Raw genomic sequence first — 25,588 nt, forward strand, 5'->3', positions numbered from 1 at the left:
CCGCCGCCTCCGATGGTCGCGGCGCCGATCGGCGCCGCGACCACCGCATCAGGCACCCGCGAGTGTCAGCCCCTCGATCCGGATGGTCGGGGCATCCATGCCGCGGCGGAAGACCAGGTCATTCGCCGCCGTCAGGTTCAGGAAGATATCGCGCAGATTGCCGGCGATGGTGATCTCGCTCACCGCCTCCGCCAGCGCGCCGTTGCGGATCATGAAGCCGGCGGCACCGCGGCTGTAATCGCCGGTCACGCCATTCACCCCCATGCCGATCAGGTCGACGACGTAGAGGCCTTCCTTGATGTCGGCCATCAGCGCCGTGGGCGTCATGCTGCCCGGCTCCAGCCACAGGTTGGACGCCGCCGGGCCGGGCGGGCCACCGGTGCCACGGCTGGCATGGCCGGTGCTGGCCAGGCCGAGCTGGCGGGCGCTGCGCCAATCCAGGATCCAGCTCGTCAGCACCCCATCCTCCACGATGGCGCGCGGCTGGCCGGCCATGCCCTCGCCATCGAAGGGGCGGGACCGCAGGCCGCGGGGGCGGGTCGGGTCGTCACGCACCGTCAGGCCGCGCGCCAGCACCTGCTTGCCCATGCTGTCCGCCAGGAACGAGGTGCCGCGCGCCACGGAGGCGCCATTGATCGCCCCCAGCAGATGCCCGAGCAGGGAGGACGAGACGCGCGGGTCGAACACGACCGGAATCCGTGCCGTCTTCGCCCGCACCGGATTCAGCCGCGCGATCGCCTTCTCCGCCGCCCGCTGCCCGATCGTCGCCGGGTCCTCGAGGTCGGCGAGGTGGATGACGGAGGACCATTCATAATCCCGCTCCATCCCCGTCCCCTGCCCGGCCAGTGCCGTGCAGGACAGGCTGTGGGAGGTGCGGGTGTAGTGGCCCGCGAAGCCGGCGGAGGTGGCGAGTGCGATGCGGATGCGGCCCCAGCTGGCATCCGCACCCTCGCTGTTGGTCACGCCCTTCACCGCCAGCGCCGCATCCTCGGCCGCCGCGGCGCGGGCGATCAGCTCTTCCGCCTTGGGCTCGGTGGCATCCGCCAGGTCGAGCGGCCCGGCATCCCGCGGCGCGTCGAAATGGTCAGCGAGGCCGCCGAAGGGGTCCTCCGGCACCACCTTCGCCATCGCCACGGCACGTTCCGCCAGCGCGGCGAAGCCCGCCGGGTCGGCCACGGTGGTGGAGACGATGGCCTGGCGCTGGCCGAGGAACACCCGCAGCCCGATATCGAACCCCTCCGACCGCTCCAGCTGCTCGATCCGGCCGAGGCGGCGGGAAACCGAGAGGGATTCGTTGCTTACCTGCAAAGCATCTGCCGCATCCGCGCCGGCCCGGCGGGCGGCGGCGACAAGGTCGGAAAGGTAGTTCAGGTCGCTCATGCTCGCTCCGCATCCTGGCGGTTCGGGGACATTCGTCCCTGCTCATCGCCGCAGGGCCCAACAACCACGATCCGCGCGGCCAGGCCAGCCCGGTCCTGCGGGATCACCGGGTCAGGCCGGTGCCGCGCCCTGCCGCGCCGCCATCCAATCCAGCGCCAGATCGAACAGCATGGGGCTGCCGACGCGTTTTCGGGCGAGCGCCGCCCAGGGCTGCGGGGGGCGCCAGACAGGCTGGACGCGTGCGCGGAGCGTCGCATCCCCGGCACGTCCCCGGCACCCGGCCTCCGCCACTGCGACGGCCTCGGCCTCGTGCCCGCCCAGGCTGAGCAGACCGACCAGCGCATGGATGCAGGCGTCACGGCTCGCACCCGACTCGGCCAGGCTTCGCGCCAGGGCCAGTGCCGTGTCGTGATCTCCCACGGCGATCACGAGGAACAGCAGCGCCGTCCTTGTATGACCGTCGCTGGGCAATTCCTCACGGGCCAATAGGTCGCGCAGCTGTTCCGGCCGGGGCGGCGCATCCCGCATCAACATCCGGTGGAGTTCGGCACCCAGCGTCGTGAACCGGACCTCGCCGGGCAGCGCCGAGGCCGGGACATCGCCGGATTCAACAAAAGCCCCGATTGCCGGAGCGACGGCGGCGATGATCTGCGGATGATTGAAGTCGCCATGGTCCACGGTCGGCAGGGCCAGCGGCGTGACGGGAACGCCGAGTGCCTGCCAGCGCGCCTGCGCCTCTTTCTGCAACACGAAGGGAGCGGGCGCGCACCGGCAAATCAGCAGCATCCTGCCAGGTTCGCTCTCACTGCCGGCCAACAAAGCCCTTGCTTCGACCGCCACCGCATCCTTGCCCGCATGCAGAGGGGCCGTATCGAGGGCGATGATGCGGCCCGGGCGCCAGGCCCCGCGCGGCAGGATACGGTCGACGAGCCAGGCGATGTTGCCGGCGACCGAGAAGCCGACCATGGCGCAGGGCCGCAGCCAGGGCATCGCTGCAAGTTGTCCGGCTATCTCCTGCGCGCAGGCCAGCCACACCCCATCCTGCAGCATGGTCCGATCGCCGATATCGGCATCGAAGCCCCATATCTCGTGATCGGGAAGCGCATGCTGGGCGAACATCGCGAGTGGCGCCAGGTGGCCCCTGAAGCTCGGCATCCCGAGGATGGTGCCCTTGGAAAGCCCCCGCGCATGGCGCAGGCGCTTCAGTGTCACGCGCCCCCGCGCGTCGAAGCGCCCGGTTTCCGGGGCTGGGCCGATCCGGGCTGGGCCGATCAGGGCTGGGCCGATCAGGGCTGGGCCAATCTGGGACGCCCCCATCTGAACGGACCCGATCTGCAACCGCATCAAGGCGACCAGGCCCCGGATGGTTGGCCTGTCGAGGAACGCCGCCGGGCTGAGTGGCCGCGCCATGCGCCGTTCCATCGCCAGGGTCAGTTGCAGCAGCTTCACGGAATCGCCGCCAAGCGCGAAGAAATCGGCATCCGGATCGGGCGCCTCGATGCCCAGCACCCGCGCCCAGTCGGCGCGCACCTGGGCCGCCAGTTCGTCCGCCTCGGCCACGTCTGGTTCGGACAGGTCCGAGCCTGCCGCTGCCGGCAGAAGCGCCAGCAGCGCCTGGCCATCCACCTTGCCGCCGGGCAGCAGCGGCAGCGCCGGGACAACCCAGAAGCGGGCTGGCACCATGTAGCGCGGCAGCCGGGCTGCCAGCCAGGCGCCGGGGTCGGCGGGCGCGCCCTGATCGGTCACCAGGAAGGCCACAAGCTGTGTTGCGCCGCCCTGGTCCCGCGGCTGCACGGAGACCTGGGTGCAGCCGGGCATGCCCCGCAGCGTCGCCTCGATCTCCAGCAGGGAGACGCGCTGCCCGTTCACCTTCAGCAGCCGGTCGCGACGCCCCTGCACCACCATGCAGCCATCCGGCAGCAGCCGCACCACGTCACCCGTATAGTACAGCCGGCGCCCGCCGCCGCGCGGGTCGGGCGGGAAGCGTTCCGGATCCACCCGCCCCTCCGCCCAGTCACCCAGCGCATGCAGGCGGGAGCTGATGACCAACTCCCCCGCCTCGCCTTCCGCCGCCGGACGGCCTGCCTCGTCCAGCAACAGGAACTCGGCCACCGGGTAGATGCGGCCGTTCGGCACCAGGGCGCCGGAGGGCAGCGCCTCGGTCCCGTCGGACCAGAAGAAGATCATGCTCTCCGTGCTGCCATAAAGGTTCTGCACCTCGCAGCCCGGTCGCAGGTGGGCGCGGGCCAGGGCGATGTCCTCGCGCAGCAGCGGTTCTCCGGCGAAGCGGATGCAGGCCGCCTGGCGCAGCGCCGGCGCCGCTTCCGGCATCGCCGCCACGCTGCGGAACAGCGAGGGGGTGAAGCGCAGGTGGTTCACGCCGAAGCGCGCGATGGCGCCGAACATGCCGGAGAGCCCACCCTGCCGCATGTCGTGCAGGCATAGCGTGCCACCACGGAACAGGAAGACCAACGCATGGTGCAGCACGCCGAAATTGGCGTGGGAGCCGGCGATCATCACCGTGTCGCCCGGCCCAACCCCCATGACCAGGGCAGAGCATTGGACCTTCGCCTGTAGCGTCGCCTGGGCATAGACCACGAGCTTCGGGTGGCCGGAGGAGCCGGAGGTGGCGAACAGGAAGGCAGGCGCCGCCGCATCCAGCCCGCCCGAGGGCAGCGGTCCCGGCGCCAGCGGGAAGGACAGGCAGAGGCCGGGCCGGTCGCCCATTGCCTCCACCGCCGCCGCGTCGCCATCATGCAGCACAAGCGCCGCGCCCGCCGCCGCCAGCAGAGCCGCGTTGCGTGCAGGCGGGTTGGCCAGTTCCACCATCAGCATTGGCCGTCCTGCCGCCGCACAGGCGAACCAGGCGGCGATGTAGCCCGCCCCGGCGGGCAGCAGCAGCGCCACCGGCCCCGGTGGTGCGGCCGCCGCGCGGATCGCCGCAGCCAGCGCACCCACCTGGCCGAGCAACTCCGCAAAGCTCACCTGGCCAGCGGCGGAGACGATAGCCGGTCTGTCGGAATGGCAGGTGGCGATCTGCGCAAGGCTCTCGCACAGGGTCATCGCCAGCGTCTCGGCCGTCGGCGCCGGCAGAGCGGAGCGTCGCCAGTGGGTATCCTCCGCCAGCGGATCGGCTGCCATGACCGCCGCGCTCATGCCAGGGCTGAGTCCGGCCCGGCGAGGCCCGCAGGCCAATGCACCGGCACCGGCACGACAGCCGCGCCGGCGAAGGTTGCGGTGGTGATGAGCATCGGCACCGGCTTCCCGCCCGGCATGCGGAAGCCCACCTGCCCGGTCTGCGCGCGGGTCGCGGCGCCGGGAAAGGGGCGGAATGACAGGAAATCCGCGCTCGCCACCTGCAACAGGCGAATGCCCTCCGCCGCATCGACAATCCCGCGCAGTTCCTGCCACCAGGCGGCCTCGGCCGGGGCGTAGCGGGCCAGGCGCAGGCGCGCTTCCGCCGTCGTGCAGGGGCGGCCGAGGAAGCGTTCGATGTTGTGGTGCGTGGCCGCGTCGATCGCCGCCGCCGGGGCGATCGGCACCTCGCGCATGCGGGCCGCGAAATCGCCGAGATCCGATTGCACCAGCAGACGCACCTGCCCCGCGGCGCCCGGCCCCGCGGCGCCCAATTCCGCCGCCATCCTCTCCAGCGCACGCGCATAGGATTCGGTGCGCGCGACGGGAATATCGTTCACCCAGCCGGCAACGCCGTTGTTGAGGACGATGTGGAAGACCATGCCGGGCGGGTAGACTGCGGCGAGCCGGTGTTTGAGCCGCGCGATCACGTACAGGAACAGCAGTTCCGCGATCCCCGCCTCGAAGCCCAGGGGGCGGGAAAAGTCGGGCCGGGTGGTGGCGTGGTAGCCGCCATTGTAGCTCATGAAGAACGGGATGGGTGCGGCGCGCTGCACCTGTGCCAGCAACCGCCGGCGCAGACCGGGCAGCAGATGCGCCACCCGGCCGCGGGACTGGTGGTTGAACTCATGCCCCAGCAGGACGCCGAGGATCGCCTCCACCGGGTCCCCGTGCTGTGCCACCTCGCCCGGCGCCCCGGCGAAGGCGGCGCGCGCGAAGCTGGCGCAGTTCGCCAGATAATCGGAGATGCGGGCGCCCAACGCGGGCAGATCGTCACCGGAGACCCGATCGGCCTCGCTGAGCAGCGCCGGCTCGTACACCGTGTCGGCAATACACGCCGCAGGGCCAGGGGCGGAAAGCCTCTCGCCAAAAGCGGGTGATGCGTCGCTCATGGCGCGAAATTAACGGCAGGATCAAGCCAACGTCAAACGCCGGGGCGGGCCGTCCGCGTTCAGGCGGCCAGGCTCTCGATGATGGAAGGCAACCCCGGCACCTTGCCGGCCGGGCCGAGGGCGGCCAGCGTCGGCGCGCCGCGGAAGGCCATGGCGGCGGCTTCCTGCACCTCGGCCACCGTCACCGCGGCGATGCGGGCCTTGGTTTCCTCGGTCGGGATGATGCGGCCATGCACCTGGAGCTGGCGGGCGAGCTGTTCACAACGGCTGCCGGTGGATTCCAGGCTCATCAGCAGGCTGGCGCGCAGCTGCGCCTTGGCGCGGGCCAGCTCATCCTCCGACACATCCTTCTGCACGCGGCGCAGTTCCTCCAGCGCGACCGGCACCAGCTCCTCCGCCTGATCCTCGCCGGTGCCCGCATAGACGGCGAAAAGCCCGCCATCGGCGAAGGGCGAGGCGAAGGAATAGATGGAATAGACCAGCCCGCGCTTCTCCCGGATCTCCTGGAACAGGCGGGAGGACATACCGCCGCCGAGCAGGGTCGAAAGCAGCTGGGTTGCCATGTGCAGCTTGTGGTTGGCGGCGACGGATGGGAAGCCGAGGCACAGATGCACCTGGTCCAGGTCCCGCTCCTCCCGGAACTCGCCGCCGGTGTAGCGCGCCGGTTCCGGCACCGCGGCGATCGCGGCGGGCAATTCGCCGAAATGGCGCTGGGCGAGGTCGAGCAGATCCTCATGCTCCAGCGCGCCGGCGGCGGCCACCACCATGCGGGAGGGGCCGTAATGGCGGCGCATATAGCCGGTCAGCGCCTCCCGGCTCATCGCCTTGATGGTGTCCTCGGTGCCGAGCACCGGGCGGCCCATGGCCTGGGCGCCATAGGCGGTGGCCTGGAAATGGTCGAAGACGATATCGTCCGGCGTGTCGTTCGCCTGGCCGATCTCCTGCAGGATCACGCCCCGCTCACGCTCCAGCTCCTCCGGCACGAAGGTGCTGTGGGACAGGATATCGCCCAGAATATCGGCGGCGAGGCCGACATCCTCCTTCAGGATCTTGGCGTAGAAGGCGGTGTTTTCGCGCGACGTGTACGCGTTGAGGTGCCCCCCCACATTCTCGATCTCGCGCGCGATGGCCGCGGCGTCCCGGCGTTCCGTGCCCTTGAAGGCCATGTGTTCCAGGAAGTGGGAGACGCCGTTTTCCGGCGCCGCCTCATGCCGCGTGCCGGCATCCACATAGGCGCCGATCGAGACGGTCTCGACCCGCGGCATCTTCTCGGACACGACCGTGAGGCCGCTCGGCAGCCGGGTCAGGCGAATGGCGTCGTTCATATGTGTCCTTCGCCGCGGTCAGGCGACGTTGCGCAGGGTGTGGCGTCGCACGAAGGCCTCGATCTGGCCGAGATCGGCCGGCAGGCGGGAGTAACGCTCGGGACGCTCATATAGGTCGGCCAGGCGCGAAGGCAGGGGGGCCTCGATGCCGGTGGCCTGGCGCACCGCATCCGGGAATTTCGCGGGGTGCGCGGTGGCCGCCACCACGATGGGGATGGCCGGGTCCGATGGCGGGCTGGCCATGGCGGCGGCGGTGCCGATGGCGGTGTGCGGATCGGCCAGGTAGCCCTGCCCATGCAGCCGCCGGATTTCCTCGAGCGTCCCGGCATCATCCAGCGCGAAGCCGCGAAACACGCGCGTTGCGCTGTGCCAGGCGGCATCCGGCACCGGCATGCGGCCCTCCGCCCGGAACCGCCGCATGGTGTCCGCCGTCGCGGTGGGGTCGCGGCCCATCAACTCGAACAGCAGGCGCTCGAAATTGGAGGAGACCTGGATATCCATGGAGGGGGAGAAGGAGGGCTCGACGCTCCGCATCGTCATGTCGTTGTCCGACAGGAAGCGGGTCAGGATATCGTTGCGGTTCGATCCGATCAGCAATTGCGCGATCGGCAGCCCCATGCGCCGCGCCGCCCAGGCGGCCAGCACATTGCCGAAATTGCCGGTCGGCACGGAGAACGCCACTTCCCGGTCCGGCGCACCCAGCGCCAGCGCGGAGGCGACGTAGTAGGGAATCTGCAGCGCGATGCGCGCCCAGTTGATGGAATTCACCGCCGAAAGCCGCATTTCCGTCCGGAACGGCGCATCGGCGAACATCGCCTTCACCAGATCCTGGCAATCATCGAAGGACCCCGCGATGGCCAGATTGGCGACGTTCGGCGCCAGCACCGTGGTCATCTGCCGGCGCTGCACCAGGCTGGTGCGGCCCTCCGGATGCAGGATGACGATATCGATCGCAGCACGGTCGCGGATCGCCTCGATGGCGGCGGAGCCGGTGTCGCCGGAGGTGGCGCCAACGATGGTCAGCCGTTCGCCGCGCCGCGCCAGCACATGCTCGAACAGCGGCCCGAGGGCCTGCATCGCCATGTCCTTGAAGGCCAGCGTCGGGCCGTGGAACAGCTCCAGCGCGAACATCCGCGTATCCAGCTGCACCAGCGGCGCCACGGCGGGGTGGCCGAAGCCGGCATAGGCTTGGCGCAGCATCGGCAGCAGCGTCGCATGGTCCGGCTGGCCGCCGGTGAACAGCGACAGGATGCGGGCCGCGAGGTCCGGGTAGGGCAGGCCACGCAAGGCGCGCCATTCGGCGCTGGTCAGCACCGGCCAGGTCTCGGGCACGAAAAGCCCGCCATCCTCGGCCAGCCCGGCCAGAAGGACGCCTTCGAAGTCGCGCGACGGGGCCTCGCCGCGGGTGGAGATGTAGCGCATCTGAGCTGAATAGCTCGCCCGAGGCCCTGCCGCGAGGGGGGGCTATGCGGGCGTGAAGCCGACCTCGATCAGGAAGGCCTCGACCAGGGCGTTGAAGGCCGCTGGTGCCTCGAAATAGGCGGAGTGGGCCGCATCCGGAATCGGCGCCACCCGGGCGCCCGGAATCTCGGGCGCCATGGCGTGCAGGGCGAAGGGCGGAATCACCTGGTCCTGGCCGTTCGGCATGAACAGCACCGGGCAATTGCCGGCGGCGAGGTCGGCGGGCGGGCGGCGGCGCATGTCGCCCATGCGGGCGCGCAGCGCTTCCTTGTCCAGCCCGGCACTGAGCCGGTCGATCTGGGTGTAGAGGTGGTGCAGCGCGGGCTGGCGCGCGGCCATTGCCGGACCGGCCGCGGGGTGGATGTTGCCGGCCGCCATCGCGGCACGCGCCTCCGCGGAGTCCTTGGTCCAGCCCTCCAGACGCCCGCGCGCCGGCTCGGCCATCTGGCGCGGGTCGAGCGATCCGGTGGTCGCCGCCAGCACCAGGGCGCGCAGCCGCCCGGGCCGGGCCAGTGCATATTCCACCCCGGTCCAGCCGCCCATGGACTGGCAGACCAGCGCGATATCCCCCAGCCCCAGATGGTCCACCAGCGCCGCCAGGTCGCCCGCATAGTCCCGTGGATCCGGCCCGCCTTCCGGCGCGGTGGAGGGGAAGAAGCCGCGATGGGAGAAGCTGATGCAGGTATAGCGCGGCGCGAAATGCGCCACCTGGTGGAACCAGGACAGGTAGCAGCCGCCCAGCCCATGCGCGAAGACCAACGGCGGCCCGCTGCCCGTCACCTCATAGGCGATGGTGCAATCCGGGCGCTCCAGCGTGCCGAGCCGGCGGGCGGGGGCGGTGAAGGACATGGGCGCGGCCTCCTCAAGGGAGGGCCAGCCTACAGGGTGGGGCGGGCCGGGAAAGTCCCCGGCAGTGCCTCAGAACCGCCGCAGCAGGCGATCGATATAGTCCAGTTCCTCCTGCGGACGGGTCCGCTCGGCGCCGCGTTTGCGTAGTTCCTCCTGTATGCGGCGGGTGCGGAGCAATTCGGCCTCGTCCGGCACGCGGGTGTCGCTGCCATTATCCTGTGCGCCGGGGGCCTCCCGGCTGCGGCGGCCGAGCGGGTCGCGGCCGGGGCCCTGGCCCTGCGCATTCTCCTGCCCGCCTTCCTGCCCGCCCTCGCCCTGGCCCTGGCCCTGGCCGAACATCTCGCCTTCACCCTCGCCCTCACCCTCCCCTTCCCCCGGCTCGCCCTGGCCGAACTGGCGCTGCATCTGCTGCGCCATCTGGCGGCCACCTTCCTGCAATTCGCGGATCGCGGTCTGCTGCGGGGTGCGGGCATCGCCGCCCTGGGCCAGCGCCTCCTGCGCCTCCCGCATCGCCTGGTCGGCGCGGCCGAGCGGGGTGGGGATTTCGCCGGTCAGATCGCCGAATTGCTGCATCACCTCGCCGAGCGCGCGGCGCAGCGCGCGCTGGGTCATCGCCTCCCGCGCCGCCTCGGTGCGGGTCTCGGCCTCCGCGGGGTTGGGCTGGGCCGCGGGTGGTTCCGGCTGCTGCGGCGGGCGGGACCAGGGGGCGCGGTTCTGCAACTGCCGGGCGCGGCGCTCGGCCTCCTGCCGCTGCGCCTCGGCCTCGGCACGGCGGTGGCCGCTATCCAGCATCTGGGTCTGGCGGCGCACCATGTCCTGCACCACGCCCATCTGCTGCTGGCCGCGCTGGCGCTGCTGGCGGTTACGCTCCGCCGCCTCATTCTGCGGGGTGCGGCCTTCCTCCAGCGCGCGGAGCATTTCCTCCAGCTCCGCCAGCTCCCGCTCGGCATCCTGCGGGCGCTGTTCGCGGTTGGCGTCGCGCATGCGGTCGGTGCGGCGTTCCAGGTCGCGGCGGTCCATCAGGCGGTTCTGCGGGTCGGTGGTCATCGCCTCCGCGTTTTCCTGCTGCAACCGCTCGGCCAGCGCTTCCAGATGCTGGCGGATGGCGTCGCGCAGTTCCTGGATGCGCCGATCGGTCTCCGCCCGCTGCTCCTGGGCCTGACGTTCCTGTTCCTGGGCCTGTTCGGGTGTCCGGTCCTGCTGTTCCGCCTGTTCCCGCTCCGCCTGTTCGCGAAGCTGCTGCTCCAGTGCCTCACGCAGTTCGGCGCGGGCCTGTTCCAGGGCGCGGGCGGTGCGGTCGGCGCGGCCTTCCTCCAGCGCCAGGGCGGTTTCCCACATCAGTTCCTGCACCTCGTCCACCGCCTGTGGCCGTTGGTCGCGCTGCAGGCGATGCCGCGCGGAGCGCAGCGCCAGGAAGGTGGTGGTGTCGTGTTCGAAGGCCTCCGGCGCGCCGGAAAGCCGGTCCAGCTCCGCCCGCGCCCCCCGCCGCGCGGTCGGGTCCAGCGACAGCGCCTTGCGGAGCGTGATCAGCGCCACCGCCACCGGATGGGTGAAGGCACGTTCCGGCAGCGTCACGCGGGCGGGGTCGGAGCGACCCTCCTGCCCTGCGCCGTCCCGCGCCAGAAGCTGCACCTCCACCTCCAGCCCGGCCCAGGGATGCGCGGAAAGGTCGGGGCCGGCGATGCCGGTCGCCTCACGCGGCTGCACGCTGGGCAGGTTGATGTCGATCGCATGGGCCGGCGCCTGTGGCCGTGCCGCCAGGCGGAATTCCGCCACCACCCCGGCCAGGCCCCAATCATCCGCCGCCTGCCAGGGCAGGCGCAGCGCCAGGCCGCGCGGGGCGCGGGCGGGTGCATCAGTGAAGCGGGCGGTCGGTGGCTGGTCCGCCTGCACGGTCAGGGACCAGCCGGCCACTTCGGACCCGCCGCGGCGGATCGCCATCCGGGCGCCCTGGTCGAGCCGCGCTTCCGCCGCCCAGGATTGCGCATCGAGGGCGCGGAACGGCGTCGCCTCCGCACCGAGCTGCAATTCGGGCGCGCCACCGCTACCACCCGAGAGCGCCACCTGAAGCCGGCTGCCCTGCGGCACCGTCACCTCGCCGCCGGCGAGGTCCAGGAAGATCGGCGCGGCGTTGGTATAAGCCGGCGGCGTTACCCAGGCTTCCAGCCGCAGGCCAGGCGCCGCAACGGCCAGGCCGAATTCCGGCACCAGGGCGCGGCGCAGCCGTTCCGGCGCCTCGGCCCCCGCCACCACCAGGGCCGCACCCAGCGCCAGGCCCAGCCCGGCGCGCAGCGCGATCGGGTCCCGCTTCGCCAGCCCCGGCCGTGGCAGGCCGACGCGCAGGCTTTGGATGGAGGCGGTGGCGCGGCGGCGATGCGCTTCCCACACCGCCAGCGCCACGGGGTCATTCCCCGCCGGCCGGTCCGCCAGCGCGGCGAGTGGCCGGTGGGCGAGGCCGGAGGCCGCCTCCAGCCGCCGGTCGGCCTCCGCCGGGCGGGGCACCGACAGGCCGCGAAAGCCGCGGATCCCGGCGTAGATGGCGGCCAGGAGGAAGAAGAAGGTCAGGAAGGGCCGCAGCCAGGATGGCAGCAGCAGCGGCAGGCCGAGCAGCGCCACCAGCAGGAACAGGCCCACCACGCCAAGCGGCGGCCACAAGGCCGGCCAGAGCCGTTCCCAGCCCAGCGCCAGCCGCGCCAGAAGCCGGCGCCGCGGCAAAGCGCGAAGCGGGGAAGCCTCGCGCCGGCCGCTCATGCGGCGAACCACTCCGGCAGTCGCTGGCCGGCCAGCAGCGCGTCCTGGGTCTGGCGTTCACGGACCGTGGCGAAACGGTCGCCATCGACCAGCACTTCGGCGGCCAGGGGCCGGTTGTTGTAGGTGCTGCTCATCGACGCGCCGTAGGCTCCCGCATCCAGGAATGCCACGAGGCTACCCGGTTCCAGCCGTGGAAGGCCACGGTTTCGCGCAAAGGTGTCCCCGCTTTCGCAGATCGGCCCGACCACATCGGCCGGGGCTGTCTGGGCGGTGAAATCCGCGGGCGCGACCGGGAGGAGGCCGTGCCAGGCGTCATACATCGCCGGCCGCACCAGGTCGTTCATCGCCGCATCCAGCACCACGAAGCGGCGCTCGGCGCCCTGCTTCTGCAGGATGACGGAGGCAAGCAGCACGCCGGCCGGCCCGGCGATCCAGCGGCCGGGCTCCACCATCAGCTCCACGCCCAGATTGCCCAGCGTCGCCTGGATGGCGCCGGCGAGCGCCGCCGGCTGTGGCGCAGGCTCGTCCCGGTAGGGAATGCCGAGGCCGCCACCGCAATCGACCCGCTCCACATTCAGCCCCTGGGCGCGCAGCGTGCGGACCAGATCGGCCAGATGCCCATAGGCGATGCGGTAGGCGGAGACGCCGGCGGTGATCTGGCTGCCGATATGCACGGCGACGCCGATCGGCTGGATGCCGGGCAGGCTGGACATGCGGGCGTAAAGCGCGGGGGCGTCGCCGATGGCAATGCCGAACTTGTTCTCCGACTTGCCGGTGGTGATCTTGGCGTGGGTCTTGGCATCCACATCCGGGTTCACCCGCAGCGCCACGCGGGCGGTGCGGCCCATGCCAGCGGCGATGGCGGAGATCATCTCCACCTCCTCCGCGCTTTCGGCGTTGATCTGCTGGATGTCCTCGGCCAGTGCCAGGCGGATTTCTGCGAGTGTCTTGCCGACGCCGGAGAAGACGATGTGGGCGGCGGGGATGCCGGCGGCGCGGGCGGCACGCAGCTCACCCTCACTGACCACATCGGCGCCGGCCCCAGCCTGCCCCAGGGTCCGCAGCACGGCCAGGTTCGGGTTGGCCTTCACCGCGAAATGCACCTGCGCGCCGAGCCGCGCGTCATCCAGCGCGGATTGCAGCGCGGCCAGTCGGCGGCGCAGCGTATTGGCGGAGTAGACCCATGTGGGCGTGCCAACGGCGGCGGCGATGCGCGCCAGCGGCACCTCCTCCATCATCAGCCCGGCCAGCGGGTCCATGCGGAGATGCGGGCGGAGGGCGAGCAGCTCGGCGAAGCTGGGGTCGGAATCCGGGTGAAGCTGGGGTGCGGGTGCGGCCATGACCCTATTCTGGGGGCGCGGCCGGCACACGCCAAGCGCCACCCGTGCTACAGTTACGAAGACGGCGCCGACACCGGCCACGGACGCCAAATGGAATGAACGGCCCATGCTGTTGATACGACATGGCACCGATGCGCCGGATTTCGCGATGGCACGACGAAACGCCAGCGAAGCTCGCCGCGCATCCGCGCCCGGAGCCTACACGGACGACCGCGCGCTGCTGCGTCCACTGGCAGACCGCCGGCAAGGCAAGGCCAGGCGCGGCACGCCGGCGGCCACACCTGGCAGGGTGCGGTAGGGGTGGCACCGCAGGGTCTGGGCATCCTTGCCGGGGGTGGCGAACTGGGCGCGCTGATGCGCCAGCGCGACTGGGCGGCAACTCCGCTCGGCGACCCTTCGACCTGGCCGCAGTCACTCCGCTCCGCGCTGTCCACCTGCCTCAATTCACGGGCGGTGAGCGCCATTTACTGGGGTCCGGAGTTCTACCTTCTCTACAACGAGGCCTATCGGCCGTTCCTCGGCAGCCGGCACCCCTGGGCGCTCGGGCGGACCATGCAGGAGGTCTGGCCCACCTTGTGGCAATCGCTCACCACCGCCGCGCGCCAGGTCCATGAGACCGGCGAGGGCGTGGTCGCGGAGGACCAGCGCCTGCTGATGGAACGCGATGGCGGGCTGGACGAGACGTTCTGGACCTACAGCTTCGCCCCGATCCGGGACGAGACGGGGAAGGTGGCCGGCATCTTCCTCACGGCCCTGAGCACCACCGAGCGGAACCTTGCCGAGCGGCGACAGGCATTCCGGCTCTCGCTCGATGAGCGGCTGCGGGACCTCGCCGCGCCAGCCCCCATCCTCGCGGAGATGAGCAGGTCGCTGGGCCTGCATCTCGGCGTCGGCGAGGTGGCCTATGCCGATGTGGAGCCGGACGGCGCCTTCGCCACGATCACACAGGCCTGGACCGATGACGGCGCACCGCGCAGCGCCGCTTTGGTCCAGAACGGCTGCCACAGGCTGGATGATTACGGCCCGGCCCTCGTCGCGGAGCTGCGGCGGGGGCGAATCGTGGCGATCCCGGATGTGCGCCAGGACCCGCGCACCTGCGCGGCGGAGACGCTGGCCGCCCTCGACCGGATCTCCGTCGCCGCGCTCCTCAATGTTCCGCTGATGAAGGCGGGGCAGATGGTGGCGATCCTGGCCGTCCATCATGCCACGCCGCGTGCCTGGACCCGTGGCGAGATCGCCCTGGTCGGGGAGGTCGTGGCGCGAAGCTGGGACGCCGTGGAACGCGTGCGGGCCGAGGCGGCGCTGCGGGTGAGCGAGGAGCGGCTGCAGCTCGCGCTCGGCGCCTCCGGCATGGTCGGGCTGTTCGACTGGCACATTCCGGAGGATCTCCTTTACCCCGATGAGCGCTTCGCCCGCGTCTTCGGGGTGGATGCGGCGCGTGCGGCCAACGGCGTGCCGCACGCTGAATTCGTGCAGGCCATGCATCCGGATGATCGCCTTCGTGTCCAGGCCGCCATCGGCCGCGCGGTCGAGACCGGTGAGCCCTATGACGTCGAATATCGCGTGCTGCAGCCCGACGGCGGGTCGCGCTGGCTGCATGTGCGCGGCCGTTGCCTGCGCAATGCGGCGGGCGAGCCGATGCGCTTCCCCGGCACGGCAGTGGATATCCATGCCCGCAAACTGGCCGAGGAGCGGCAGGCGCTGCTATCGCGGGAAGTGGACCACCGGGCCAAGAACGCGCTCGCGGTGGTGCAGGCCGCGCTGCGCCTGACGCGGGCGCCGGACCTGCCCAGCTATGTGAAGGCCATCACCGGGCGGGTCGCGGCGCTGGCGCGGGCGCAGACGATGCTGGCGAACGAGGCATGGGCCGGGGCCGATCTGCGCACCATGCTGGCCGCCGAGATGGATGCCTTCATGATCCGCGGGCCGGAGGGCGCGCCGCGCGCCACCCTGGATGGACCGGCCGTGGCCTTGCCCGCCGGCGCCGCGCAGCCCCTGGCGATCGTGGCGCACGAACTGGCCACCAACGCGATGAAGCACGGCGCGCTCTCCACGGCGGCCGGGCGCGTCACGGTGCGATGGACGCGCGATGATGAGCCATTGGGGACGTTGCGGCTTCGCTGGGCCGAAACGGGCGGACCGCCGATCCTGTCCGAACCGGCGCGGCGCGGCTTCGGGTCCCGCGTCCTGGCCGGCGTGGTGCATGGGCAGCTCGGCGGGTCCCTGCTGCTGACCTGGCACGAGACCGGTCTGGTCTGCGACATCAGCCTGCCCCTGGCTCGGATCGCCGGCATCCCCGCCAGCGACCTCGCCATGTAGGGCACCCCGGCGCTGCGACCGGGATGCACAGCCGGGTCAGCGCCTGGGTAGGTGTGCCGCGTCAGCGGCTCGGATAGGTCCGTGGGTGGGTGATGGCCTCCGCCGGGCCGGGCGGGCGGATGCCGCCGGCGCGGCCGCAGGCGGCCAGGGTCCCGGCCACCAGCAGCAGGGCGATGAACAGCCTCATGCGAGCTTCTCCTGCCATTCGGCGGCCATCCGCGCCACATTCGCCGGCGCCGTGCCGCCGAAGGAGGTGCGGGACCGGACGGAGGCATCCACCGTCAGCACATCGAAGACGCCCTGGCTGATGCGCGGTTCCACCTGCTGCATCTGGGCGAGGCTGAGGCCCGCGAGGTCCACCCCCGCCGCCTCCGCCATCGCCACCAGCTTGCCGGTCACATGGTGGGCGTCGCGGAAGGGGAATTTCAGCTCCCGCACCAGCCAATCCGCCAGATCCGTCGCGGTGGAGAAGCCGGCCCCGGCGGCGATTTTCAGCCGCTCCGGCTGCGGCTGCATGTCCCGCACCATCCCGCCGGTTGCGGCCAGGCACAGGGCCAGGGTCTCGGCGGCATCAAAAATGCCTTCCTTGTCCTCCTGCATGTCCTTGCCATAGGTCAGCGCCAGGCCCTTCAGCACGGTCAGCATGCCGACCAGGGCGCCGAACACCCGCCCGGTCTTGCCCCGCACAAGCTCCGCCGCATCCGGATTGCGCTTCTGGGGCATGATGGAGCTGCCGGTGGTGAAGGCATCCGACAGCTTCACGAAGCCGAAATAGGGGTTGGTCCAGATCACCACCTCCTCCGCCAGCCGCGACAGATGCGTCACGCACATCGCGCAGGCGAACAGGAACTCGGCGGCGAAATCGCGCGATGCCACCGCATCCAGGCTGTTCCGCATCGGCCCGTCGAAGCCGAGTGCCGCGGCCGTCATGTGCCGGTCGATCGGGAAGCCGGTGCCGCACAACGCGGCGGAGCCCAGCGGGCTTTCATTCAACCGCTTGCGGCAATCGGCCAGCCTTCCGCGGTCGCGGGACAGCATCTCGACATAGGCCAGCAGGTGGTGGCCGAAGGTGGTGGGCTGGGCGGGCTGCAAATGGGTGAAGCCGGGCATCACGGTGCCGGCATGTTCCGCGGCACGGGCGACCAGCGCCCGCATCACATCCGCAATCTGACGGTCCAGCCCATCGATCGCGTCCCGCGTCCACAGCCGGACATCCAGCGCCACCTGGTCGTTGCGGCTGCGCGCGGTGTGCAGGCGCTTGCCGGCCTCGCCGATGCGCTCCGTCAGCCGCGCCTCGATATTCATGTGGATATCTTCCAGCGCGTCGCTGAAGACGAACTGCCCCGAATCGATCTCCTCGGCGATATCCGCGAGGCCCTGGCGGATCGAAGCCTCGTCCTCCGCGCTGATGATCCCTACATGCTTCAGCATGGCCGCATGGGCTAGACTGCCGGAGATGTCCTGGCGCCACATCTTGCGGTCGAAGCCGATGCTGGCATTGATCTCCCGCATGATGGCGGAGGGGCCTTCGGCATAACGCCCACCCCAGAGGTCATGGCTCGCACGCGGTTCGGTCACGGAGGAGGTCTTTCGAAGTGCTATGGAAATCCGGCAGCCGCCGCACCCTGCTGGGGACCGCGACCGGCGCGACCCTACTCGCCACGACGGGGGCACGCCAAGCGGCAGCCAGCAACGGCCTGCAACGCATGGTCGAACACCCGGCGCCGCAACCCCTGCCCGAGGGCCTGTCCTTCACCGATGCCGAGGGAAGGCCCTTCGGCTTCGAGGCGTTTCGCGGCAAGGCGCTGGTGGTGAATTTCTGGGCCACCTGGTGCCCGCCCTGCGTCGCCGAGATGCCGGCGCTGGACCGCCTGCACGCCATGGTGGCCCGCGACGGGATCGAGGTGCTGGCCCTTTCCAACGACCGCGGCGGCCGCGCCCAGGTGGAGCCCTTCTACCAGCGCACCAACCTGCGCCACATGGCCATCTGGCTGGACCCTCGCGGCGCCACCGGCCGGGCGTTGGCCGTGCGGGTGCTGCCCACCACCATCCTGATCGACCGGCGCGGCCTGGAAGTGGCCCGCCTGATGGGGGAGGCCGAATGGGACCAGCCGGAGGTTGTCGCCGCCATCCGGCGGTTGACCCGCACCCCGGCCAGCGCTGAAACCAGCACTCGCACCTGATTTTAGGACCACTGCGCCATGACTGATTTCGCCACGCGGCTCGACAGGCTGGCAGCGCTTGCCGTGAAGGTGGGGCTGAACCTGCAGCCGGGGCAGGAGCTGGTGATGACCAGCCCGGTGGAGGCCCTGCCCCTGGTGCGCCGCATCGCGGTGCATGCCTACCAGGCCGGCGCCACGCTGGTGACGCCGCTGATCGGCGATGACGAGGTGGCGCTAGCCCGCTACCGCCACGCAGCGCCGGAGGCCTTCGATGTCGCCCCCGGCTGGCTGTTCGAGGGCATGGCCCAGGCCTTCCGGGGTAACGCCGCACGCCTGGCGGTCGTCGGCGAAAGCCCGACGCTGCTGGCGGGCCAGGACCCGGAAAAGGTGGCCCGGTCCAACCGCGCACGCTCCATCGCCTATCGCCCGGCGCTGGAGCTGATCACCAGCTTCGCCATCAACTGGAACCTGGTCCCCGCCTCCACGCCGGGCTGGGCGCGGGAGGTGTTTCCAGGGCTGCCGGAGGAGGAGGCCGTCGCGAAGCTGTGGGACGCGATCTTCGCCGCCTGCCGCGTCGATGTGGCGGACCCGGTGGCGGAATGGGCGGCGCACAATGCCCGCCTGCATGCGCGCACGACCTATCTGAACAACAAGGATTTTCTCGAACTGCGCTATCGCGGGCCGGGCACGGAGCTGACGCTCGGCCTGGCCGATGGGCATCTGTGGGCGGGCGGAGCGGAGCCGGCGAAGAACGGCATCACCTGCAATCCGAACATCCCGACCGAGGAGGTCTTCACCACGCCGCACCGGCTGCGCGTGCACGGCACCGTGCGCTCCACCAAGCCGCTGGCTTACGCGGGCACGCTGATCGAGGACATCGTGGTGCGCTTCGAGGAGGGCCGCATCGTCGAGGCGCATGCCTCCAAGGGCCAGGAAGTGCTGCGCAAGGTGCTGGAGACGGATGAGGGTGCGGCGCGGCTGGGCGAGGTGGCGCTGGTGCCGCATTCCTCGCCGATCTCGGCCAGCGGCCTGCTGTTCCGCAACACGCTGTTCGACGAGAACGCCGCCAGCCACATCGCCTTGGGCCAGGCCTATACCACCTGCCTGCGGGATGCGGCGGGGGTGCCGATGGAAAGGCTGGCGGCACGCGGCGCCAATGCGTCTCTGATCCATATCGACTGGATGATCGGCAGCGCCGAGCTGGATGTGGATGGCGTGACGAAGGATGGCGCGGTGGAGCCGCTGATGCGCGGCGGGGAATTCGTGGCGGTTTGACTCTAGGCTGCGGTGGCGGCGGCAGCGCGTTCCACCGCCTCCGGCTCCCGCTCCATCACTTCCAGCAGCAGCCGCGCGGCCGGGTCCGGCGCGCGGCGGCCCTGTTCCCAATTGTTCAGCGTCGCGGCCGGGATGCCGAATTTCTGCTCAAAGTCACGGGCGGACTTCGCCAGGCGCTTGCGAATGGCGCGGAGTCGCTCCGGCGGCATGGGGTTGCGGTTGACCACCTGCAGCGCGCCGCGGCCCTGCTGCCAGTCCCGCACCTCGCGCAGCGACCCGGCCAAGCCTGGTCCATATCTGCTACCCTTCGGCATTCTTTCTGCCCTTTGGATATAGACGCGTGTGGATCATGTCGTGGAAACCCAGAAGGTTTAGCGCAGTGTATGTATGTGCATCCGTGAAGCAACCCCGCACTTCATCCGTTTCATTTCTGGAATATGGATACAACGATGAAACGCAGTGATACAATTTGGCGCAGTCGGCTATGTACACATCAATATTGTAAGAGGTCACAATTTTTATTTGTGTGTCTAATTTCGGTTTACTTGGGAGCGCCTTGGTCCGAGAGAGCAGGATCTGGTAAAGCTGGATAATTTGCCGGATTTGGTCAATCGCCGATTTCTCGGTGATGTTCTCTATAGTTGATTGAAGAGCACTAAGTGCCTCGGGGCTGATTTTATGCGGTTTGAACGACCCAAGCAAATCTTCAGGAATGGCCCCGTGGGTTGGCTGATAAAGCTTCTCAAGCTGAATTGCCAAATCCACACAGAATTCCGAAATTTGCTCTTAAAAAACTGGCAGGGCCGCTCTCGCCGCAATATCGCGGCGAGCAATTCGTGCATTTTCATGATCTTCCGCCTGCTTGGTTTGCCTCCAAAGAAAAAAAGCACCAATCATCGCAGCAATAAGGGCTAGCAGAGACCCAATGAGGGGCTGCCAACGCTCCAGATTTCTGAAAACGCGCGATTCAGCCATTAGGATTGCCTGGCATCGCCATTGGCGTGTTTCGTCACGTCTCCGTGCCGCCATTCACCTGCAGCATCTGCCCATTGATGAAGCCACCATCCGCCGAGACCAGCAGCCGCACCATCGCGGCGACTTCCCGCGGCTGGCCCATCCGCCCCACCGGCACGCGGGCGACCATTTTCTGGCGGTATTCGGTGGGGTTCTCACCCTCATCATCCGCCGCGATCGGGCCGGGCGAGATGGCGTTCACCGTGATGCCCTTCGGGCCGAATTCCTTGCCCATCGACTTGGTGAGTCCCCACAGCCCGTGCTTGGCGACGGAAACCGGCGCGCGCCCGGCATAGCCGTGGATGGCGTTCATGCCGGTGAAGTTCACGATGCGGCCCCAGCCACGGTCGAGCATCCCCGGCAGGCAGGCCTGGGACAGCCAGATCGCGGCTTCGAGGTCCACCGCCATCACCCGGCGCCAATCCTCCGCCGTGGTCTCCAGGAAGGCCTTCGCCGGGCGCAGCGCGGCGTTGTTCACCAGCACGTCCACCGCGCCGAATTCCCCCAGCGCCGCGGCGGCAATGCGGCCGCAGGCGGCGGGGTCGCCGACATCGCCCATGGCGACCAGGGATTTCACGCCCAGCGCCTTCGCCTCCGCCGCCACCGATTCGGCGGCTGCCTTGTCGGAGGAGCCGTTGATGACGACGTTGAAACCATCTTCGGCCAAGGCGAGGGCGACGGCGCGGCCGATATTGCGGCCGGCACCGGTGATCAGGGCGGTCTTCATGCCTGGGTATTCTCCTTAAGCGGCCCGCCGGATGAAATCGGCGCAGCGTTCGCCCACCATCAAGGCGGCGGGCTGGATATTGGGGGACGGGATCAGCGGGAAGACGCTGGCATCGGCAACCCGCAGGCCGGTGACTCCGCGCACCCGAAGCTCAGGGTCAAGCACCGCGCGGCTATCGGTGCCCATGCGCGCGGTGCCGCAGGGGTGGAAGACGGTGCCGGCGGTGGCACGAATATTCGCCTCCAATGCCGCATCGCTGTCGCCCTGCGGCCCGGGGCGCAGCTCTTCCTCGATCAACCCGGCGAAGGGCGCACTGGCGGCGATGCGCTGGGACAGGCGGGCGGCGCCGAGCATGATCCGCAGATCATTCGGATGGTCCAGATAGTTCGGCCGGATCACCGGCCGGTCCGCCGGATCGGGCGAGGCGAGCGTCAGCCAGCCGCGGCTATCCGGCCGGCAGGGGCCGTAATTCCACATCACGCCCGGGAAGGGATGCAGCCCCTTGCTGTAGTCGAACGTCGAAAAGTTCACGAACAGGATCTGCGCCTCCGCCTCCTCCGCGCCCGGCGTGATGCGGGCAAAGGCCGTCGCCTCCCCGGCGCCGATCGCCAGCGGCCCGGACCGGCGCAGCAGCCAATCCAGCCCTATGGCACCCTTGCGGAGATTGCTGCCGAGGATCTCGTTCAGCGTGCCGCAGGGCCTGGTGCGGAAGATGAACTTCGAGATCAGGTGGTCCTGCAGGTTGCGGCCGACATCCGGGCTATGCGCCACGCTCTCGATGCCGAATTCCGCCAGCGCCGCCGCATCGCCGATACCTGACAGCATCAGCAGTTTCGGTGATTCGATGGCGCCCGCGCTCAGCACGATTTCCCGGCTGGCCCGGAACACGCCCTGCCCGGTATGCACCCCCACCGCGCGGCCTTCCTCGACCAGGATGCGCTGCACGGTGATGCCGGTCTCCACCCGCAAATTCGGCCGCCGCATCGCCGGGTGCAGATAGGTGCGGGCGGAAGACGAGCGAAAACCGCTGCCGACATTCAACTGGATCGGCCCCGCCCCCTCGATCGGCCCGCCGCCATTCACATCGCCAAAGCGCGGCAGGCCGGTGGCGACGCAGGCATCCACGAAGGCCTTCGCCGCCGGCGCCAGGCGCTTCGGTTCGCTGACGCGGATCGGGCCATCGGTGCCGCGGGTTTCGGAAGCCGGCCCCTCCCAGCTCTCGAGCTTGCGGAAGAAGGGCTGCACATCCGCATGCGCCCAGCCGCGCGCGCCGGATTGCGCCCAGCGGTCATAGTCATTCGGGCTGCCGCGCAGGAAGACCAGGCCGTTGACCGAACCCGACCCGCCCAGCACGCGCCCGCGCGGCCAATGGATCTGCCGTCCGGCCAGTGCCGCCTGCGGCTCCGTCATGAAGCGCGGATCGTAGCGGCCGCTGCCGAACAGCTTGGCATAGCCCATCGGCAGGCGAATCCAGGGGTCGCGATCGGGCGGCCCGGCCTCCAGCAGCAGCACGCGGCAGTTGGGGTCCTCCGACAGCCGGGCGGCGACGACGCAGCCGGCGGAGCCGCCGCCGATGACGATGATATCCGCCACTTCCCCCGCCTGCATCGGCCGGACGCCCCCGTTTCCCCTGGGAACGCAGCCTCGCCGCAACGGGGCGAGGCCGCAAGCCGTCAGGGTTCCAGCTTCACCCCGGTACGCGCCACCACGTCGCGGAATTTCGCGACCTCGGCCTGGAAGAAGGCGGTGACGTCTGCCGGGCTGTTGGGCCGGGTCCAGGGCGCGACGCCCGCGGTCAGCAGGCGTTCACGCAGCTGCGCCTGGCCCAGCGCGTCGCGGATCGCGGCGTTGAGTTGCGCCACCACCGGCTGCGGCATGTCCTTCGGCCCGATCACGGCGAACCAGTTCTCCAGGTCGAAGCCGGGCAGCGCCGTCTCGTTCAGGGTCGGGATATCCGGGAAGGAGGGAAAGCGCTGCATCCCTGTCACCGCGATGCCGCGCACCCGGCCATCCCGCACCTGGCCGGCGGCGGAGGCGAGCACGGCGACCCCCCACTGCGTCTCCGCCTTGGCGATGCTCTCCACCATCTGCCCGCCGGAGCGGTAGGCGATATGCGGGAAGCGCCCGCCCATGCCCATGACGTTGACGAACATCTCGCCCGAGAGATGCGGCATGGAGGCGACGCCGGAGGAGGCGAAGGGCATTTGCTCCGGCTGGCCGCCGCGCATCCGCGCCACCATCTCCTGCGGCGAGGCGACGGGCAGGTTGGGCTGCGCCACCACGATCATCGGGCCGCTGCCGACCATGGCGATATGGGTGTAGTCCGCGACCGGATCGTAGCGCGTGCCGCCGACGATGGCGGCTGGCGCCAGCGCGTGGGAGGACGCCTCCACCAGCATCAGCACATGGCCGTCCGGGTTCTGCCGGCGCAGCCAATCGGCGGCGATGATGCCGGCAGCGCCTGGCCGGTTTTCCACGATCACCCGCCCATTCGGGCCGAGCGCCGGCCCCAGCCGGTCCGCCAGCAGGCGGGAGGTGATGTCGGTGGACCCGCCGGGGGAAAAGCCGACGGCCAGGTTGATGGTCCGGTCCGGAAAGGCCCAGGCCGGCGCGGCAAGCCCGGCCGCCAGCAGGGCCGCGCCGATCCCGAGCGCGCTGCGTCGCAAGAGCATATTGTTCCTCCTTGGCTTTTTTCTTGGCCCGGAAGCCTTGCCCCAGCCGCGCGCCAGGGCAAGGGGGGCGGCCGAACATGTCCAAATGCAACGACGTCGCCTGTCTCGTTGCGACGCCGGCGGCTTGCTGGCAGGCTCGGCCGACCCGATCGGAAGGATCAAGGCATGCGTGGGTGGATGATGGCGGCGGGCGCCGTTGCGGTGCTCGGGATGGCTGGCGCGGCGGTGGCGCAGGATGTGGTGGCGGATCGCCGCGCCGGGCTGCGCGGCATGGGCCAGACGATGGAGGCGGTGGCGGCCACCGTGCAGTCCCGCGGCGATACGCGGGCGCTGGTGCCGCGAATCGAGGCGATGTCCGCCTTCGTGCAGACGCTGCCGAACCTGGTGCCGACCGCCAGCCTGACCCCGCCGCAGCCGCAGGGCACCCAGCCGGGCCAGACCCGCGCGCTGGCCGCCATCGATGCCGACCGCGCCGGTTTCCAGAGCCGCACCGACGCCATGCTGACGGCGCTGGCGTCCCTGAAGACCGCGGCCGAGGCGGGCAGCATCTCGCCCGACCTGCTGCGCAGCACCGGCGGCACCTGCGGCGCCTGCCACCAGCAGTTCCGCGCGCGGTAGTTAGCGGCCGCTCAAAAAGCCCTCTCCCCACGCTGGGGGGAGAGGGTTCGGTGATGGGGGCCGGGCAGGCTTCAGCCGCGCGCAGCCGTCCCCTCGTCCATCACCCGAATGCGCTCGCGCCCCCCTGCGCCTGCCCCCAGGTCACCAGCGCCCAGACCGCCGCCGCCGCCCCGGCCAGCAAGCCAGCGGCCAGCCAGTTGCTGGCCATGCGCGGCACCGGCCCGCGATAGACCACGGGCAGGCGCAGCGCGCCGGTGATCATCGGCCCGACCAGGTTCTGCTTCCGCACCAGGCGATAGGCCAGGATCGCCAGGACATGCAGCACCGCCACGCCGACGATCAGCCAGAACACCCGCAGATGGATCGAGGTGGCCAGCGCGCTGGTCGAGGAATCCACCGCACGGGCCAGCGGGCCGCGGGTGAAGATCTCATCATCGGCGAACAGCCCGCTGCCTGCCTGCGCCAGCAGCAGCCCCAGCATGACCAGCACCATCCAGCCGCCGGCGGCATTGTGGCCGATCTCCACCGGCGCGCGCTTCCGGAAATGCACCAGGTGGCGCAGCCCCTCCAGCGGTGAGGCGAGGAAGTTGCGGAAGCGTGCGGTGTGACTGCCGACGAAGCCCCAGGCGATCCGGAACACCAGCAGCGTCAGCATGGTGTAGCCGGACCAGACATGCAGGTCGAAGCGATGCGTCTCCGCCGTCCACCAGGAGAACGGGATCAGCAGCACGATCATCCAATGCACCAGGCGAATCCAGGGGTCCCAGACCTTCAGGCTGCGGGTTCCCGGCAAGGCGGTCGTCTCGCGGTCCATCGGCGGTCCTCATCCGTGCAACGAAGCCGGTGTGGCGCGGCGCGATGCGGGCGGCAAGTTTCGGAAGGTGACGCTTGCGCGCGGCGGCGCGGCGCGGCCTTTTGCGGGCATGTCCCTGCCCCACTCGATCCCCCCCTGGATGTTGCCCGGCGCGCTGGCGCTGGGGCTGGCCCTGGTTCTGGCCCTGATCGGGCGACGCTGGCGTGCGGGCGGCGCCCTGGCGCTCGGCGCGGGGGTGCTTCTGGGATGGTGGTGGCTGTTCGGGGCGCTGCCGGCCTCACCGCGCCAGCTACCGGAACGGCTGCCGCTGCTGGCGCTGGCGATGCTGGGCCTGGTGGCGCTCGGCCTGGCCTTGCGGCGGGCGCCGGGCTGGCTGCTGCCGGGCTGGCTGCTGCCGGCGCTGGGCGTGCTCGGCGCCGGCTGGTGGATGGCCGGCGCGCCACGCAACCTGCCGGATCTGACACAGGCGGCGCCGGTGCTGGCGGGCGTTGCGCTGTATGCCGTGCTGGCGCTGCGGCTGGCCCGCTGGCGCGCCGTGCTGGCGGCGGCGCTGCTCGCGGCCGGGCTGGCGCTGGCCGGGCCGGCGGGCCCGGCGGTGCCGCTGGCCCTGGTGCTGCTCGGCGCCAGCCTCGGC

At 70.5% G+C, this 25,588-nt stretch carries 21 protein-coding genes; 5 read left to right on the forward strand and 16 right to left on the reverse strand.

Annotated elements, in window-relative coordinates; translation table 11 throughout:
- Positions 1–48: 48 nt before the first annotated feature.
- From Q8S40_RS20740 to lysA, 8 genes are all read right to left on the reverse strand, one after another.
- The gene (locus Q8S40_RS20740; protein ID WP_305671917.1) at positions 49–1,380 is read right to left on the reverse strand and encodes a TldD/PmbA family protein; all 1,332 of its coding nucleotides are present in this window, start codon (positions 1,378–1,380) and stop codon (positions 49–51) included.
- 111 nt (positions 1,381–1,491) lie between these two features.
- Positions 1,492–4,536: a non-ribosomal peptide synthetase gene (locus Q8S40_RS20745; RefSeq protein WP_305671918.1), complete on the reverse strand. Its 3,045-nt coding sequence runs from the start codon at positions 4,534–4,536 to the stop codon at positions 1,492–1,494.
- A complete protein-coding gene (locus Q8S40_RS20750; RefSeq protein WP_305671919.1) occupies positions 4,533–5,627 on the reverse strand; it encodes a hypothetical protein in 1,095 nt (364 codons plus the stop codon). Before Q8S40_RS20750 ends, Q8S40_RS20745 begins: the two co-directional genes overlap by 4 nt.
- Positions 5,628–5,686: 59 nt before the next feature.
- Positions 5,687–6,952, reverse strand: a complete 1,266-nt coding sequence (locus Q8S40_RS20755) for a pitrilysin family protein (RefSeq protein WP_305671920.1) — start codon at positions 6,950–6,952, stop codon at positions 5,687–5,689.
- A gap of 18 nt (positions 6,953–6,970) precedes the next feature.
- The gene (gene thrC / locus Q8S40_RS20760; protein ID WP_305671921.1) at positions 6,971–8,374 is read right to left on the reverse strand and encodes a threonine synthase; all 1,404 of its coding nucleotides are present in this window, start codon (positions 8,372–8,374) and stop codon (positions 6,971–6,973) included.
- A 42-nt stretch (positions 8,375–8,416) separates the two neighbouring features.
- A complete protein-coding gene (locus tag Q8S40_RS20765) occupies positions 8,417–9,262 on the reverse strand; it encodes an alpha/beta fold hydrolase (RefSeq protein WP_305671922.1) in 846 nt (281 codons plus the stop codon).
- A gap of 69 nt (positions 9,263–9,331) precedes the next feature.
- Complete coding sequence (locus Q8S40_RS20770; RefSeq protein ID WP_305671923.1) at positions 9,332–12,013, reverse strand: DUF4175 domain-containing protein; 2,682 nt, start codon at positions 12,011–12,013, stop codon at positions 9,332–9,334.
- The gene (gene lysA / locus Q8S40_RS20775) at positions 12,010–13,353 is read right to left on the reverse strand and encodes a diaminopimelate decarboxylase (RefSeq protein ID WP_305671924.1); all 1,344 of its coding nucleotides are present in this window, start codon (positions 13,351–13,353) and stop codon (positions 12,010–12,012) included. Before lysA ends, Q8S40_RS20770 begins: the two co-directional genes overlap by 4 nt.
- A gap of 300 nt (positions 13,354–13,653) precedes the next feature.
- Here lysA and Q8S40_RS20780 point away from each other — a divergent pair, with 300 nt between their 5' ends.
- The gene (locus Q8S40_RS20780; protein WP_305671925.1) at positions 13,654–15,672 is read left to right on the forward strand and encodes a PAS domain-containing sensor histidine kinase; all 2,019 of its coding nucleotides are present in this window, start codon (positions 13,654–13,656) and stop codon (positions 15,670–15,672) included.
- Between the two features lie 61 nt (positions 15,673–15,733).
- On the opposite strand, the gene Q8S40_RS20785 is transcribed toward Q8S40_RS20780, so the two are convergent.
- Both Q8S40_RS20785 and argH read right to left on the reverse strand, forming a co-directional pair.
- Positions 15,734–15,859, reverse strand: a complete 126-nt coding sequence (locus Q8S40_RS20785; RefSeq protein ID WP_305671926.1) for a hypothetical protein — start codon at positions 15,857–15,859, stop codon at positions 15,734–15,736.
- Positions 15,856–17,250 carry an argininosuccinate lyase gene (gene argH / locus Q8S40_RS20790; RefSeq protein ID WP_305671927.1) on the reverse strand — a complete coding sequence of 465 codons (1,395 nt, stop codon included), beginning with the start codon at positions 17,248–17,250 and terminating at the stop codon, positions 15,856–15,858. Before argH ends, Q8S40_RS20785 begins: the two co-directional genes overlap by 4 nt.
- Positions 17,251–17,267: 17 nt before the next feature.
- Here argH and Q8S40_RS20795 point away from each other — a divergent pair, with 17 nt between their 5' ends.
- Both Q8S40_RS20795 and Q8S40_RS20800 read left to right on the forward strand, forming a co-directional pair.
- The gene (locus tag Q8S40_RS20795; protein WP_305671928.1) at positions 17,268–17,855 is read left to right on the forward strand and encodes a TlpA disulfide reductase family protein; all 588 of its coding nucleotides are present in this window, start codon (positions 17,268–17,270) and stop codon (positions 17,853–17,855) included.
- Between the two features lie 18 nt (positions 17,856–17,873).
- Positions 17,874–19,109, forward strand: coding sequence for an aminopeptidase (locus Q8S40_RS20800; RefSeq protein ID WP_305671929.1), 1,236 nt, complete (start codon positions 17,874–17,876; stop codon positions 19,107–19,109).
- Positions 19,110–19,111: 2 nt separating this feature from the next.
- Here Q8S40_RS20800 and Q8S40_RS20805 read toward each other — a convergent pair whose 3' ends face one another.
- From Q8S40_RS20805 to Q8S40_RS20825, 5 genes are all read right to left on the reverse strand, one after another.
- Positions 19,112–19,393 (reverse strand): DNA-binding transcriptional regulator, encoded by a 282-nt coding sequence (locus Q8S40_RS20805; RefSeq protein WP_305671930.1) that lies wholly within the window; start codon positions 19,391–19,393, stop codon positions 19,112–19,114.
- A gap of 16 nt (positions 19,394–19,409) precedes the next feature.
- On the reverse strand, positions 19,410–19,874 hold the full coding sequence (locus Q8S40_RS20810; protein WP_305671931.1) for a hypothetical protein: 465 nt from the start codon (positions 19,872–19,874) through the stop codon (positions 19,410–19,412).
- Positions 19,875–20,118: 244 nt separating this feature from the next.
- Positions 20,119–20,850 carry an SDR family NAD(P)-dependent oxidoreductase gene (locus tag Q8S40_RS20815; RefSeq protein WP_305671932.1) on the reverse strand — a complete coding sequence of 244 codons (732 nt, stop codon included), beginning with the start codon at positions 20,848–20,850 and terminating at the stop codon, positions 20,119–20,121.
- 15 nt (positions 20,851–20,865) lie between these two features.
- Positions 20,866–22,458, reverse strand: a complete 1,593-nt coding sequence (locus Q8S40_RS20820) for a GMC family oxidoreductase (protein ID WP_305671933.1) — start codon at positions 22,456–22,458, stop codon at positions 20,866–20,868.
- 65 nt (positions 22,459–22,523) lie between these two features.
- Positions 22,524–23,522, reverse strand: a complete 999-nt coding sequence (locus Q8S40_RS20825; RefSeq protein WP_304808701.1) for a tripartite tricarboxylate transporter substrate binding protein — start codon at positions 23,520–23,522, stop codon at positions 22,524–22,526.
- A 165-nt stretch (positions 23,523–23,687) separates the two neighbouring features.
- Between Q8S40_RS20825 and Q8S40_RS20830 the strand changes: the two genes are divergently transcribed.
- Complete coding sequence (locus tag Q8S40_RS20830) at positions 23,688–24,140, forward strand: cytochrome c (RefSeq protein ID WP_305671934.1); 453 nt, start codon at positions 23,688–23,690, stop codon at positions 24,138–24,140.
- Positions 24,141–24,240: 100 nt separating this feature from the next.
- Here Q8S40_RS20830 and Q8S40_RS20835 read toward each other — a convergent pair whose 3' ends face one another.
- Positions 24,241–24,954 (reverse strand): cytochrome b/b6 domain-containing protein, encoded by a 714-nt coding sequence (locus Q8S40_RS20835; protein WP_305671935.1) that lies wholly within the window; start codon positions 24,952–24,954, stop codon positions 24,241–24,243.
- A 109-nt stretch (positions 24,955–25,063) separates the two neighbouring features.
- Between Q8S40_RS20835 and Q8S40_RS20840 the strand changes: the two genes are divergently transcribed.
- The coding region (locus Q8S40_RS20840) for a hypothetical protein (RefSeq protein ID WP_305671936.1) at positions 25,064–25,588 on the forward strand (525 nt) is incomplete at its 3' end.

The sequence above is a fragment of the Falsiroseomonas sp. genome, from assembly GCF_030695085.1.
Taxonomy (GTDB): Bacteria; Pseudomonadota; Alphaproteobacteria; order Acetobacterales; family Acetobacteraceae; genus Falsiroseomonas.